This is a genomic window from Phycisphaerae bacterium (genome assembly GCA_028714855.1).
In the GTDB taxonomy this organism is placed as follows: Bacteria; Planctomycetota; Phycisphaerae; order Sedimentisphaerales; family Anaerobacaceae; genus CAIYOL01.
Map to the genome: position 1 here is coordinate 360,400 of JAQTLP010000001.1, position 13,844 is coordinate 374,243.

Annotated in this window: 12 protein-coding genes; 4 read left to right on the plus strand and 8 right to left on the minus strand. The window is 46.0% G+C overall.

What is annotated here, in order from left to right; translation table 11 throughout:
- The first annotated feature begins 27 nt into the window (after window positions 1-27).
- Together PHG53_01570 and PHG53_01575 are read left to right on the plus strand one after the other, a co-directional pair.
- Window positions 28-651 carry a sigma-70 family RNA polymerase sigma factor gene (locus PHG53_01570; GenBank protein ID MDD5380315.1) on the plus strand — a complete coding sequence of 208 codons (624 nt, stop codon included), beginning with the start codon at window positions 28-30 and terminating at the stop codon, window positions 649-651.
- On the plus strand, window positions 635-1,666 hold the full coding sequence (locus PHG53_01575) for a hypothetical protein (GenBank protein ID MDD5380316.1): 1,032 nt from the start codon (window positions 635-637) through the stop codon (window positions 1,664-1,666). Before PHG53_01570 ends, PHG53_01575 begins: the two co-directional genes overlap by 17 nt.
- A 260-nt stretch (window positions 1,667-1,926) precedes the next feature.
- On the opposite strand, the gene PHG53_01580 is transcribed toward PHG53_01575, so the two are convergent.
- The 5 genes from PHG53_01580 to queG all read right to left on the minus strand — a co-directional run bounded on the left by PHG53_01580 (window position 1,927) and on the right by queG (window position 8,970).
- Complete coding sequence (locus PHG53_01580; GenBank protein ID MDD5380317.1) at window positions 1,927-2,103, minus strand: hypothetical protein; 177 nt, start codon at window positions 2,101-2,103, stop codon at window positions 1,927-1,929.
- A gap of 66 nt (window positions 2,104-2,169) precedes the next feature.
- Complete coding sequence (locus PHG53_01585; GenBank protein MDD5380318.1) at window positions 2,170-3,189, minus strand: hypothetical protein; 1,020 nt, start codon at window positions 3,187-3,189, stop codon at window positions 2,170-2,172.
- A gap of 223 nt (window positions 3,190-3,412) precedes the next feature.
- Window positions 3,413-5,107 carry a DUF262 domain-containing HNH endonuclease family protein gene (locus PHG53_01590; GenBank protein MDD5380319.1) on the minus strand — a complete coding sequence of 565 codons (1,695 nt, stop codon included), beginning with the start codon at window positions 5,105-5,107 and terminating at the stop codon, window positions 3,413-3,415.
- Between the two features lie 682 nt (window positions 5,108-5,789).
- The gene (locus PHG53_01595; GenBank protein ID MDD5380320.1) at window positions 5,790-7,952 is read right to left on the minus strand and encodes a tetratricopeptide repeat protein; all 2,163 of its coding nucleotides are present in this window, start codon (window positions 7,950-7,952) and stop codon (window positions 5,790-5,792) included.
- Between the two features lie 70 nt (window positions 7,953-8,022).
- Entirely contained in the window at window positions 8,023-8,970 is a 948-nt protein-coding gene (queG, locus tag PHG53_01600) for a tRNA epoxyqueuosine(34) reductase QueG (GenBank protein MDD5380321.1), read from the minus strand.
- A 102-nt stretch (window positions 8,971-9,072) separates the two neighbouring features.
- On the opposite strand from queG, the gene mtnP reads away from it, so the two are divergent.
- Together mtnP and PHG53_01610 are read left to right on the plus strand one after the other, a co-directional pair.
- A complete protein-coding gene (mtnP, locus tag PHG53_01605; protein MDD5380322.1) occupies window positions 9,073-9,948 on the plus strand; it encodes an S-methyl-5'-thioadenosine phosphorylase in 876 nt (291 codons plus the stop codon).
- Window positions 9,949-10,002: 54 nt separating this feature from the next.
- A complete protein-coding gene (locus PHG53_01610; GenBank protein ID MDD5380323.1) occupies window positions 10,003-10,668 on the plus strand; it encodes a hypothetical protein in 666 nt (221 codons plus the stop codon).
- Here the strand turns inward: PHG53_01610 and PHG53_01615 are convergent.
- From PHG53_01615 to PHG53_01625, 3 genes are all read right to left on the minus strand, one after another.
- On the minus strand, window positions 10,665-12,440 hold the full coding sequence (locus tag PHG53_01615; protein MDD5380324.1) for a CTP synthase: 1,776 nt from the start codon (window positions 12,438-12,440) through the stop codon (window positions 10,665-10,667). The two genes, PHG53_01610 and PHG53_01615, sit on opposite strands and share 4 nt — an antisense overlap.
- 174 nt (window positions 12,441-12,614) lie before the next feature.
- Window positions 12,615-12,980 (minus strand): four helix bundle protein, encoded by a 366-nt coding sequence (locus tag PHG53_01620; GenBank protein ID MDD5380325.1) that lies wholly within the window; start codon window positions 12,978-12,980, stop codon window positions 12,615-12,617.
- Window positions 12,981-13,025: 45 nt separating this feature from the next.
- Complete coding sequence (locus PHG53_01625) at window positions 13,026-13,787, minus strand: hypothetical protein (protein ID MDD5380326.1); 762 nt, start codon at window positions 13,785-13,787, stop codon at window positions 13,026-13,028.
- Between the last annotated feature and the right edge of the window lie 57 nt (window positions 13,788-13,844).

Here is a 13,844-nt window from a genome sequence, read left to right on the forward strand (position 1 = left end):
GCCCTAAATTGTTTAAGAGCTTCGATTATGACGCCTTTTTCGAAAAACCAGACCGACGCCGAACTGTTCGCTCGCTTCTCTGCCGGCGAGGAAGCCGCGTTTCGTGAAATCGTAAATCGTTACAAAAACGGCCTTTATGCGTTTCTGCGCCATTTTATAAACCGCCAGGACCTCATCGAAGACGTCTTTCAGGAGACCTTCTTACAGCTATTCACCAGCCGGGAAAGTTTCGACTCCGACCGGCCTCTGCGCCCCTGGCTGTTCACTATCGCCGCGAATAAAGCGAAGGATGCCCTTCGCAAACAGCAGCGAACGCCCACCGCCACAATAGGGACCTTCGCCGATGCCCAGGAAATGTCGTTCGATGACGTCCTGGACAGCCTTACTTCCGACAGCACAAAGCCTTATGAAAAATTGGAGGATGGCGAAGTTGCCTCGCAGGTCAGACAGGTTATAGCGGATATGCCGGAAAACCTGCGGGAAATTTTGATTTTAGCCTATTTTAACCAATTTTCTTACAAACAAATGGCTGACGTCTTAAGTATACCTATTGGAACAGTTAAAAGCAGGTTGCACACAGCCGTTGGACGGTTCTCTAAAGACTGGAAAACAGCTTTTAGGAGCAAAAAACCAGATGACCGAGCTAAATAACCAGCAGAAGCAATTATTATTTGACTACTGCTTGGGTTTGACCTCCGAGCAAGTATCCGCCGAAGCCGAGCAGCTAATCGCCTCGAACAAGCAGGCCGCCGAGATTCACTCGAAACTCAAAGCCGCGCTTTCACCGCTTAAAACCCTCGAATCTGAGTCCTGCCCTGATAGTTTGGCAGAGGGCACGATTTGGCGGCTAAAAAATGCCGCGCGTTCGAGCCAGCTTCGGCTGGAGCAATTGCTTTCCGACGAACAGGCCAAAGGCATTACCGATAAGAGCCGGTTCTGGAAGAACTTGGGCGAAATAGTGGCGACCGCGGCGGTGATACTGTTTGTCGCTGGGGTTTCAATTGGTCCTTTGAATATGGCACGTCAAAAATCCCGCCAGCAGGCCTGCCTGATGCAATTGCAGCGGATTGGGCAGGGCATAAATGCCTACAGTTCCGACCACGAAGGCAAACTGCCTGCTGTTGCGACCGCGATGGGCGCACCGTGGTGGAAGGTGGGCTATCAAGGCAAGGAAAATCAGTCTAATACCCGGCATATATGGCTTTTGGTAAAAGGCGATTACGTTCAACCCGCCGATTTTGTCTGTCCCGGCAGGAGCCAATGCCAAACGGCGCAGTTAACCCCTTCAGAAATGCAAAACTATAACGATTTCCCCTCCAAAAAATGCGTAGCCTACAGTTTCAGAATAAGAGCCAATAAAGCCGCGGACGCGGCTTCGCAGGGGCGAAAAGTGCTGGCGGCGGATGCGAATCCGCTTTTTGAAGGTTTGCCGAACGATTATTCCAAGCCGTTAAAGCTCCAGCCGGGCATAGATTCATTGCTTACTAATAGCGTCAATCATAACAATCGCGGCCAAAATGTTTTGTTCTGCGACGGCAGCTCAGAGTTCTTAAAGTCCCGCCAGATAGATACTTCCGGCGATGATATCTTCACACTGCAGGACACATCTACATACAAAGGCGTCGAGGTGCCGGCCCACGAAACAGACGATTTCCTCGCACCATAACTCAATTTTTCTTCGGCGTTCATCAAATCTCAATTCGTTAATTTAGGCAATAAGGGTAATTTGGGGTAGCATCAAACGCGCAAGTTCGCGTTTTTTGGCGGGTAGAAAGTGGTAGAAATTGCTAAAAATGTACGGGAAATTGGTACAAATGTACGTGAAAGTGAGACAATTTTGGACGCGCCAGCCATCATAAAAAAGATGTCGAGGTCTGCGCTGCACTCTGAAAAAAAATTGTCAGGTGAAGTGGAAACTACTGCTGATTATTCGGCCTTTCTCTTGGATGGGAATCCAGTTAAATCTCTTATATGGATTACACGGCCATTATCGACCGTAAGCGCAACCCTATTATTGAGTTGCTCCACCTTTGTTATTCTTAATGCAGTCGTAGCATTATTAGAACATCCTTTTTTCTTTTGTTCGTTATTCTGTTCGTTCATCCCTTATCCTTTCAGTCCTTAACGACTACGATATTACCTATTAAGTAGTTCTAAATCAAGTTTACTTTATTGACTTTTTGTAGCGTCCACGCTTTTTATGGCTTGTTCAGCGGGATGACAATTTTTCAAATTATTTTCAAGCCATTTATCCATGAAGAGATATAGTAAATCCGCTACGGCTGCACCGATTTCAGCATCGTATCTACTCGTCCATATATTTCTTGAGGCTGAATCTACACATAAAAAACCAAGTACATCATGTGTTTCAATAAGAGTCTTTCTGTGGGGGGTACTTTCAGTAGGCTTTAAGAGTTTACGAATGGGCCATAGTATCGTTGAGCGATATGGTAATACCCATGACCTACTACCTTGTATCCCTTTTCCATACGTTGTAAAACTGGAATTCTCGTACGCGCGATAGCGATAAGCTCTCGGGATGTTATTCTCCAAATAAAAGTTGCAGTCTCCACGGAAAAGAGAGCAAAATGCCGAATTACACGAAAGCCGGTCTTTATCATTGGGGTAAGTAGAATAATTCTTATTAGGCCAGTCTGAGTTGGAGTCGTGCACAAAAAGTTCTGCATAAATTTTTTCTCTTCGGTGGTCGATGTCTAGTCCTTGCAGACCTGCGATTCCACCGTCGACTTTCAAGAGTTTGATGCAAGCCCTTACTTTTGTGCCCGTAACGATCTCGAATCCAGAGGTGAGAGCAGACAAAATATTCTTTAGAGTGATCCCGAATTCGGATTCATTCATTGTATTGATATGATACATCGCGTCTCGCAAAATATGGGCAATAGGATGAAATATTCTAATTGCATCTGCATAACGAGCTTTGCGTGCATATCTAAGAGACTGAATGAAAGCAAAGATAATTGCCGCCGCCAAGTATACCAAAAGTATGATCACGTGCCAAAACTCGGGGTTCGTAGTTTTTGTGGTCGCAAGGAAAAAGAGGGATATAGTAATAACGGAAGCGATAAGGTTTATGCTTTCCCAAGGATACCTCCAAAAACGACCGGTACTTATACTATCGAGAAGTCTGTTCCATTTCTCATTATGATAAGCATAAGTGTCCCAAGCCATCTTCTGAGTCTCCCATCTACCTTTTATAGTATTTATCTTAGAAGTAATCTTAATTCAAGCATTTTTTGCATAATTTTTACGATTTTAGTTTTAATACAATATTTATGGCTGTCTGGTGTATGGGCTTAACTATCAAGATTCCAACCCCTCGACTTTTCACTTTCGTTCAGGATAAGCCGAAAAAAGAAAGTCGGGGAAAGGGGGCGGAGAAAAAAGTTGTTTATCAGGGACCAATCCAGATCTGTGTCATCTTTTTAACCAATTCCTCGCCACGAGCGATGATTTCGCCTTCCGTCCATTGGGAATATTTTGTCAATTCACTAGTTATGGTAACCTCCGAGACAGAATAATAATTTCTGCACTTTTCAGCAAATCCTTTGTTTTTAGCATCATTGTTAAGTTTCGTACCTAAAATAGTTAAATTGCCAATTTTCCAAGCGAAGGGCGCAAGGTTTTTACGATTAGGCCAATCACCACCAGCATTGAGCGGGAAAATATGCTCAAGATTTACTCTATCAAACCCTATCTCCTTTGTTTCACTTTGCATTGCCTTTGCGAGATTAGTCATAAGCCAAATAGCCTGCTTTCTATTTAGCTCTACATCTTTTGCATTTTCTTGGACTGTGGCATCTTGTGGATTTATTCTGGCCAATATATCTTTTGCAGCTGAAAGGCATTTTGCGCTTCTCTCTTTTGTCGACTTTTTTCCTCGTAATTCGCGTGCAGCTGCGTAAAGTGCTGTCTCAAGATCGGACGGATTCAAATTTGAGAGTACCGAGTGACGGATGAAAAGGGCAATGATTGATTCTGACAATTTAACAAAATCGTTGTCGTTAAGACAAGCTAAACCGGCCAATAATAAAGGAAAGCTTGAAGTTGCGTTCAGGTTTTTCACTAAACCTTCTACAGACTCACGAGCATCTTTTGGGATATCGTTATCAATATCGAGAATGGAAATATAATTATCGCACTCTTGGGCGCACATTTCTGCAAAAGACAGACTTTCGATTCCTTGGCTGATTAGATGGTTTTTCATCTCAGCAAACAATCCTCTGGCCTTAAGATCTCCATACATGGAAAGCCACATGTGCCGCAGGAAACGAGAAATATCTCTGCGACCCATTTGTTGCAACATATAGTTCCATCTTTCCCTAACTCGGTCACGATTGCCTTGGTTACCAGCCTTTTGCATAAGTAAATTTAGCAATAAATCAGGGACGGATAATCGTAAACCACGATCGTTCAGTGTTTCAAAAATACTATAGGCATCTTCCTCTGACTGAACAACGATGGCGACCATGTTCATTCCTTTTGTCAAGCAGTCACGAAGACCTTTTAAAATCTGTATGGATTCTATAAGTGGCTTATCTTTTACTAAGTACGCAACCTTATCATATAAAAATTTGTATGCAGACTGAATTAAGTGGTGTGATCTAAGTGTAGGAGTAAGATTTATGGGGGAATCCAGTTTAACCGTCTGCATAAAAAATGTCTCGTCTAGTTCTCCAAGATTAAGCGAGTATTGCACTGGTAAGGTATCTTCCTTCTCGACAAACTCCCGTTGTATATCTCTCGCCAAGTCTGCTCCTGTGTGGTTGGAACTATCGTCGAGTTGTCTTGCTATGTCACGTAGGCAAGACAGTAAAATGGTCGCAGTAGCAAGTCTTTGTTGGCCGTCTAGTAGGGTGATTGTCTGGTCTTCTTCTTGCAGTACGATGGGGCCTAGAAAGTAGGTTGCAGAGACACGATCTGCATCAAACAAACCTTTGAAGACAAGAAGATCATCCCAAAAAGTTGCAATCTGGCTATTCTCCCAGCTAAATCCTCGCTGGAAACGTGGAAGGACGACACTCCGTCGTTCATTATTTCCTAATAACGAGCCGATCGTTGCAGGACGAGGAACAAAACTGTTGCCCATAACTCACCTCAATTAACGAAATCATGCTTTTTCACTCGACATAAGAGATTGTCTCTGAAGTTGTTAAGACTATTAAAATGATAATTAACTGTCAAGATTCCATTTTGCGTCTTTTTGTGGTTAATTTTCGTTTGACTTTTCTTCAAAAATATGTTAAAATTCCCGCCAGTTTGTCAGTAGACGAACACATATCGCCCAGCAGGGCAAGTCTTCAGGGTTAGCAAACCCAATTTCCCTTAAATCGTAAATAGTAAATCATAAATAATAAATGGGGTTACTAATGCCATCCGGCTAAAATCTTGTTCGCCTAAGGCGGTTCAAACAAACATTTGTAAATCATAAATAATAAATTTTTCTTCGTAGCGTTAGCGAAGAAGAAAGCAGAGGTTGTCTGCCTTGAGTGGAAAAATCAATCAAAATGAAGTTAATTATGCAAAACGAACCCAATTTCCAAAACCCCCAAAATGATTATAACTCTATTGGCAGCAATAACTAACAACTACAAACTACGAACTATGAACTCGCAAAAACAAACCCAAACAAAGCCAATTTTACCCGCCCCTTTGGTGGGTAAAATTGCCCTGAGCGAAGTCGAAGGGCCTGTAGCGACTAATTTGTCCCGAGCGCAGTCGAGGGATCTATCAAAACAACTGTCCGCCATCGGCGGGACAAAATGCCGTTTTCAAGGATTAGAAAGTTTTGGTGTGGATAATCTTTCGAGGGCTTGTTTGGCATGTATGTTTTGCGGGTCCAGGGAGAGGACTTTTCGATAGGTCGTGACAGCATCATCAGTTTTGCCTTGCTTTTCAAAACATACCGCCAGGTTGCAGTATATGCCGGCATCGTTGGGCGAGATTCGCAGGGCCTTGTTATAGCTAATGACAGCTTCCTGAAACTTTCCCAAGCCGGCAAGGGCATTAGCCAGATTGTTCAGCGTCTCGGCGTCCTCTTTTAAGCTAAGCGATATCTCGTAATGCTCAACAGCCTGGCTTAATTGGCCCTGCATGACAAAGGCGTTGCCGATGTTGTTTTGCGATGCGGAATCGTTCGGGTCAAGCTCGATGGATTTGAGATAGTACTGCATCGCTTCCGGTATGCGTTTGAGGAAGAAGAAAGCGGTGCCGAGCTTATCATAAGCGGTTGCACTATCAGGGGCGATTTCGATAGCTTTGCGGTAAAGCTCAATAGCATCGTTGCTCTTTCCCTGTTTGAAAAGGGCCTCGCCGAGGCCTTCGTATAGAGAGGCATTATTCGGGTCGAATTTGAGAGCGGTGCGGTAGTGCTCGACGGCGTCATTGAGACTGCCTGCCTTTACCAACAGTATGGCCAGATTCTGGTGAGCCTCGACGTAGTCGTTTCTTAGAGTAACGGCCCTGGAATAAGCGTCGACGGCTTCGGCGGTATGGCCGTGCTTATCGAGTGAGTCCGCCAGGCCATAATATAATTCCGGTTCGTAGTCGAGCTGCTCGGCGTAGAAGGGGCCGGCGAGGCTGGTTGATATCGCGACGGTCAAGACGATAGCCAGAGCGGCAGTTAATTTTGTCCAATTTCGGAACTGAAAGAGGCGCCATATAGCGGCGCAGCCCGCGGCGGCGAGGACTGCTATGAGGGGGATTGCCGGGGTGCGGTAGCGCGAGGTGACAAAGACTAATATTACAGAGGCTGGGTAAAGAATGAGGAACAGCCATACCGGCGCGGGGACTTTCCGCCAATTGAAAATCAATCCAATGACAGCGAGGGGCAAGAGGACGCCGAAGGGGAAACCAAATTTGCCCGATTTCCAGAGGCCGATATTCAGGAGCGGGGACCATTTTCTGAAAAGGTAGATATCGAAATTTCGGGGCGTCTCACGGGAGCTTAAGAACTGGGCTGATTTGTAGAACAAGCCTTTGAGGAAACCTGCCGGCTGAGTGCGTATGTAGTTGAGAAGTTTATCGGAGAAGAATTTCTCGTCTTCGAACCTGTTTTTTGCGCCGTGTTCGGCGGGCAGTTTTGTAAGTTTTTCCCAGGCCAGTCCGGGCCTGATATTGATAGTTTCTTTATAGTCAGGATTATTGCCGATATAAAGATTGATACCGCCAGAAAAGGGGAGGAAGCTTGCCTTGCCAACGGTGCGGTAACTTAAGAAAGCCACCGGGGCGGCGATTGTAAAGAAACCGGCGAGCAGGAGCGAGAGACAGGGGACAATCTTTTTCGGATTTGTGCGGCGGCGAATCCAGACGAGCAGCAGCCAAATAAACGCTGCCGCAGAGAACGGGAGAAACTCGGGTCTTGTGATAATACTAAGGGCCGCGAATAATCCCAGAGCGAAACAGGAACGGAGAGTTGGTTTTTCGGCGGTTTTAATCAGGGCGAGCATCAGAGTCAGTACCCAGAACGCAGACCAGCCGGCCGCTAAAAGCTCACCATCGTAAAAGACGAGGGGCATATATAAGGCCACAAAAACGCCTGACAATACACCAACAGATTTATCGAAAAGCTTTTTGCCGAGGAAATACGCGAGGACGGATGTCAGTGAGCCAAGAAGCGCCTGAACAATCTTTACGGCGAGGATTGACGAATTTGTCAATTTGTAAATCAATGCGAGGAAGAGAGGATAAAACGGGGGCTGCCAGAAGAACTCCTGCGTCAGCGAACCGGTTTTAGTCAGGCCTGCGGCCATCTGGTCATACGTGAGCGAATCCACTATAGGCGCGGAGAAAGTCGGATTGTCGCTGCTGTCATAGAGGTAAACTGCCCTGACAAGAGCCGCCAAGAGGAATATCTTCAGAGCGACTTTAAATTCCCGCGACGATATGATTTTCCCGTGCGGTTTGCTTGTATGTTTTTTAGATATTTTGCTCATATTATTATGTTAGCATTCCAAACATTCGGGCACAAGATTTGTGAGGCGAAGAAATATACAGCAAATCCTTTCAGCCCGCTATGTTCGCAAGGCAAGTTTTCGCATTTCTTTTCAAGCAATCGAGAGGCAAACGGTTAAGAGGTGAGCCGGCGAATTTAGTCTCAAAGTCATCTTCGCTCATATTCAAAATAACATTTAGATTAAGTTTGGCCCTGTCAGGATAGAACTTGAATTGCTTATTTTTGCATACGGGTGCGCCGGCGTTGTAGGGACAGGCGAGGACACATTCATCACAGCCGAAGAGGCGAGCGCCGATTTTTGGTGCTAAATCGGCGGGGAACCGGTCTTTGTATTCGATTGTCAGGTAGCTGATACACTTATTGGCGTCAAAGCGGCCATCGGGGGTCAAAGCACCTGTCGGGCAGGCAGTCAGGCACTTGCTGCAGTTCGAGCAAGAGGATTTAACAGGCTTGTCGGCCGGCAGTTTGAGATTTGTCACTATTTCAGCGAGGAAAAGCTGGGGGCCGAGCCGCGGATTTATGAGCATACGATTTTTGCCGATGAAGCCGAGGCCTGCACGGGCAGCGAATGTTCTTTCAGCAAGCGGGGCTGAGTCGACACAGATTTTAAAGCTGAAGCCGGCACCGGCAACAGAGCTTATAAAATCAGTTAGTTTTCGCAATTGCTTTTTTATAAAGGGGTGATAGTCTTCGTATCGAGCGTAGTTTGCTATTGTACCCATCGGGACTGACGGGTCTGTAATTTCATTTTGTGTTTTTGGCGCGTTGTAGTTTAAGCCGAGGCATATTATCGATTGAGCATTTTTAAGCAGTTTGGCAGGGTTTGTGCGTTTGTCGAGGTTGTTCCGCATATAGTCCATTCGGCCTGCGCAGCCAGAGGCGAGCCAGTCGGTGAGGGATTTGAACTGGTCGCTATCCAGAGGTGAGGCGTCGGTTATGCCGGCCAAGTCGAAACCCGATTGAAAAGCTTTTTGCTTTATGTCCTCTGCCAAACCCATAACGTTTGATTATACCAAAACCGGCGGCGTAAATCACAAAACAATTGTAAACAAAGGGCAAAATCGTTATTATAGCAGCCGATAATTCAAGGAGGTACAAGAATGGCAGAAGAATTAATCGGGATAATAGGCGGGTCTGGGCTTGGGGATGCGCTGGAGGCGGAAATAAGCGGTGCGGAGCTGCGCGAGGTCGAGACGCCGTTCGGCAAACCAAGCGCAGCAGTTATGGTCGGCAAGATAGGAGAAAGAAGGGTCGCATTTCTCAACCGGCACGGGAAGGGGCACAGACTTTCGCCGAGCGAGGTTCCATTTGCGGCGAATATATTCGCATTAAAAAAGTTAGGCGTTCATACGATAATCAGCAGCGGAGCGGTAGGGTCGCTCAACAAGGGGATTGCGCCGGGTGATTTGGTGATTGTCGACCAGTTCATCGACAAGACGTTCAGGCGGCAGAGCAGCTTTTTCGGCGGGTACGGCGCGGTGCACTGCGAGATGGCGGAGCCGGTCTGCGGGCGGGTGAGGGGGCTGCTTTGCGAGGCGGCTGAGACAATCGATATAAAGACACATTCGAGCGGCACATATATATGTATGGAGGGGCCGCAATTTTCCACGCGGGCTGAATCGCTGATGCACCGGAAGTGGGGCGGAGATTTGATTGGCATGACGGGTATGCCGGAGGCGAAACTGGCCAGGGAGGCGCAAATCTGCTATGCTTTGATTGCGCTGCCGAGCGATTATGACTGCTGGCGGCCGCACAGAAAAGAAATAGACAAACAGGCGCTTCTCAGAGAGATTATTGGAAATCTGCAGACGGCAACAAAGAACTGCCTGAAACTTATCAAGGCAGTTTTGCATGCGGGTGGCGAACTTATTTGCGAAGACTGTTCGTGCAGGAAAAGTTTAGATTTGGCCGTGTGGACGGACCAGAGCCAAATCAAGCCGGCTGATAAGGAGAAATTGAAAGTACTTTTTGAATAGGTGAAGGTCTTTATTATCTCTTTTAAAAGAAAAGTTGGATTCGAAAGGACAACAATGAAAAGACAAATCCACAAAGCAGTTATTTTGGCAGTCGGCGTTGTTATTATGCTAATTGGGGGATGCGGGGGGCAGGAACAAGATATATCACAATCAGACACAGTAAAGAGGGAGAGATTGATGGCTGCTGAAAACAGGCAGCTGAGAAAAGAGGCAGAGCAACTCAAAAAAGAAAAAGAGGGGCTTATAAAACGTTTGCAGGAGGAAAGAGCTTCGGGCGAACGGCTACGAAGAAGCTGCGAAGCACGGTCGCAAAGCCGTTTAAAGGCTGCTGCGGAAGAAAAGTTGGAATTGAATCAGAAATATAAGGAAGTTAGAACCAAGGTAAAACAGCTTGAAATGGAGCTCAGAAAAGCAGAAGTGTCGAAAAAAAACGAATTAAGGGCTACATCGAAAGAAAACTCAGAACTGAACCAGACAATCAAGGTGCAGGTGAAACAGCTTGAAGAAGAACTCGAAATTCTGAAGAACGCGGAAAAATTCAAAAAATGGCAGGAAGAGACACAGGAGAACATTGATGGCTTGACGAATAGCATCATTAAAGACCTTGAAGAAATCGGGAGATTGAACGAGGAAAACGGGACGCTCAAAACAGAAATAGAGAAGCTCAAGAAAGAATTAGAAACGCGCGAAGCGTCTGCGTCTTCACCACATGCGGATTAACTATCCCGAACACATACGGTTTGTACGGCCTTTACGCAATCGGGCAGTTTTTCACTGGGGTTACGTTTTTGCATCGCTGCGGCGACAAGAGCTACAAACATTTGATGCGGTCTTAACGGCCGCGAAGTGAGGCAGGGATGGGCCTGGGTAGCCATAAAGAAGGGGTGTGAGGGGATTTCGAGGATTTGCATAATCGGCTGACTGGGGGCCTTTCCGGAAAAGACCAGGCCGGCTTTTTCCAATTGCTCAATGTAACGCGGGTCAACTTCGTAACGATGTCTAAATCGCATTCTGACAGAGGGGGCCTGGCCGAAGAGCTTTGAGGCGGTGGTATTTGGTTTTAGTTCTATGTCCCTTCCGCCGAGTCGCATATTTCCGCCGAGCCCTTCTATTTTTTTCTGCTCTGGCAGGATATCGATTACCGGTTCCGGGCAATCGGGCTGAATTTCGGTGGAGTTGGCTTTTTCGAGCATGCAGACGTTTCGTGCAAATTCTATAACGGCCATTTGGAAGCCGAAGCATAATCCGAGATAGGGCAAATTGTTTTCTCTGGCAAATTTTATACAGGCGATTTTTCCTTCTGCGCCTCGGGTGCCGAATCCGCCCGGGACGATGATGCCATCGACTTCGGCAAGGCGGGCGGCCACGTTGTCATCTGTAATGTCGGTTGTTTCAATCCATTTTATTTCCGGTTTGCAGCCGAGCGCAATGCCGGCGTGCTCGAGGGCATTGATGATGGAGGCGTAACTGTCGCGGACGGCGGTGTATTTTCCGGTAACGCCGATGACTACCTCGCGATTTATGGAGTCGATTTTGTCGGTGAAGTCGCACCATCTGGCCCAGGCCTTGCGTTCGTGGCGGAGATTGATTCTGTCCTCTATTTTGAGGAGGCGCAGGACCTGAAAATCAAGACCAGCGTCCCTGAGCATCGCCGGTATCGTGTAAATGCTGGCAGAATCGGAGAGACTGACTACCCTTTCGAGAGGGACGTTGCTATAGACGCTGATTTTTTGCCTGGCTTTTTCGGTGACGGGATGTGTGGCCCTGCAAGCGATGATGTCAGGCTGAACGCCAAGCTGCATTAATTGTTTTATGCCGAGCTGGGCGGCCTTTGATTTTTGTTCGCCGAGGGTTGGCGGCTCGAGGATATAAGTTAAAGCAACTGAGCAGGAACTGAATGGGCCTTCTTCATAGGCAAGCTCCCGCATCGCCTCGATATAGTAGGCGTTTTCCAAATCGCCGACGGTTCCGCCGATTTCTACAAAGACTATATCAGCGTCGGTTTTGGCAGCGAGGGTGCGAAGGCGGAGTTTTACTTCGCCGGTGACGTGGGGAATCATCTGGACGTCGCGGCCGAGGTAGTCGCCGTGGCGTTCCTTGTTGAGGACGTCATTGAAGATTTGGCCAGATGTGCAGAAGTTTGCCTTCGAGAGGTTCTGGTCGAGCATTCTTTCGTAGGTGCCTAAATCCATATCGGTTTCCATACCGTCGTCGAGGACGAAGACTTCGCCGTGGCGGAATGGATTGAGCGTGCCGGAATCGATATTAAGATAGCCTTCGAGCTTGATGGGTGTAACTTTGAGGCCTTTATCCTGCATAAGTTTGGCGAGACAGGATGAAAATATGCCTTTGCCTAAGCCGCTCATCACGGTGCCCATAACGAAGACGTAACGGGTCTTTCCTTTTTTGTAGCCTGGCGGAAGGGGTGAGAAAAATTCACTGTCAACAGAAACATCGCCGACGGAAGCTAATAAATCCTTATCTTTTGACATAAAATGCCTTACCTAAAGAAAATTACAAGTTCCAAATAACAAATAGCAAATAAATTACAATTACCAAATTCCAATAATCGAAACAGTTAAGAAATAACAAATCACAAGAAAATTACAAATCACAAATTACAAATAGCAAATAAATTACAAGCACCAATATCTAATTTTCAAAACTCATTTGGTCTTAAGTAAAATAGCTGCGAAGATTTTAAGAAGCTCGTCGGCTTCTTTTTCCAGTTTTATTCGCTCTTTTTGAAGCTCCGAATCCTGCTGAGTATCCAAAAGTTTCAGCCAGTACCGGCTTTCCTTGGCTTCTTTGAGGCAGATTTTAATTCTCATAGCAAAATCTTTTTTGCCGAGCGATTCATTGGCTTCTATGTAGTTGGCGCCGATAGAGCTGGAAGAACGGATAAGCTGCTTTCCATCTTCAAAATTAGCCGAGTTTTTGCTCAATTTAGCCACAAAATTTCTGACATTTTTCGCGAATTCGAGCGTTCGCTGTTCCAAATCGTATTGTTTTAAGTTTTGGGTACTGTTCATTACGTTAAATTTTCAATTTTATTTTAAGCCACAGAGTTTTCATTGTTATTTTGCCACAGAGGGCACAGAGCACACAGAGCATTGACATGGTGTTTCATAAAGTTTTAAAGTGTTTTCGTATTTTCTTCGGTGCCTAATTGCTAATCCATTCTTTCTATTGCATGCCGATCTCATCATATCCATAATCATATCTCGTTTGCAATCGTTGGTTCTGTAATGAAATGCCCAGAGCTTCTCGCAATCTAACGATATTTGTTCCAATCCATTGTTATATTTCCTTCGCTTAATCGGAACGTTGTATTCCCTAAAGCAACAGCCATCTACCCAAGTGAACGGTTTACCGCTCGCCACCAATTTCGTATATGCAGCAGGTGATAATATCATCCCTATCCAATCTTGCTTTTCTGTGAAGCTATACGCGTCAATGAGCGCTTCGCCAAGAAAGATGTTACTTTTCCTATCAGCGTAGAAGCCACCTGCTGTCAGAGCTCCTCGGACAGGCCATTTTTTGGTTACTATCATATATTCAAAGAAATGTTTCGCAGCTAAATAAATTATTCGATACGAGTTGATGGAATCATCCAAAGAATAGAAAAGGAAGCTATCGGAAAACCACAAGCAATCATACCATGGTGCTCCAATATTTGTTAGCTTTTCCCGTCTTTCGTTTATACGATTTACAATTTCGGTGTACATATAGGTGAGAGCTGGCAACTGCCCCGCGTTCATAGGTGTTTCGTTCTTGAATCCAAGTATATCAAAATAAGCGACCCAGCAATTGCCGTTTATTATCTTTTCTTCTTCCATTTTAATTCTATTCTCTGTGACCTCTGTGGCTAAGCAACCCCGCAATAAATTGCGGGG

Excerpts from the sequence above, each read along its gene's own strand:
- PHG53_01570 (MDD5380315.1), top strand. The coding sequence starts at position 28 with ATGACGCCTTTTTCGAAAAACCAGACCGACGCCGAACTGTTCGCTCGC.
- PHG53_01575 (MDD5380316.1), top strand. The coding sequence starts at position 635 with ATGACCGAGCTAAATAACCAGCAGAAGCAATTATTATTTGACTACTGC.
- PHG53_01580 (MDD5380317.1), bottom strand. The coding sequence starts at position 2,103 with ATGAACGAACAGAATAACGAACAAAAGAAAAAAGGATGTTCTAATAAT.
- PHG53_01585 (MDD5380318.1), bottom strand. The coding sequence starts at position 3,189 with ATGGCTTGGGACACTTATGCTTATCATAATGAGAAATGGAACAGACTT.
- PHG53_01590 (MDD5380319.1), bottom strand. The coding sequence starts at position 5,107 with ATGGGCAACAGTTTTGTTCCTCGTCCTGCAACGATCGGCTCGTTATTA.
- PHG53_01595 (MDD5380320.1), bottom strand. The coding sequence starts at position 7,952 with ATGAGCAAAATATCTAAAAAACATACAAGCAAACCGCACGGGAAAATC.
- queG (MDD5380321.1), bottom strand. The coding sequence starts at position 8,970 with ATGGGTTTGGCAGAGGACATAAAGCAAAAAGCTTTTCAATCGGGTTTC.
- mtnP (MDD5380322.1), top strand. The coding sequence starts at position 9,073 with ATGGCAGAAGAATTAATCGGGATAATAGGCGGGTCTGGGCTTGGGGAT.
- PHG53_01610 (MDD5380323.1), top strand. The coding sequence starts at position 10,003 with ATGAAAAGACAAATCCACAAAGCAGTTATTTTGGCAGTCGGCGTTGTT.
- PHG53_01615 (MDD5380324.1), bottom strand. The coding sequence starts at position 12,440 with ATGTCAAAAGATAAGGATTTATTAGCTTCCGTCGGCGATGTTTCTGTT.
- PHG53_01620 (MDD5380325.1), bottom strand. The coding sequence starts at position 12,980 with ATGAACAGTACCCAAAACTTAAAACAATACGATTTGGAACAGCGAACG.
- PHG53_01625 (MDD5380326.1), bottom strand. The coding sequence starts at position 13,787 with ATGGAAGAAGAAAAGATAATAAACGGCAATTGCTGGGTCGCTTATTTT.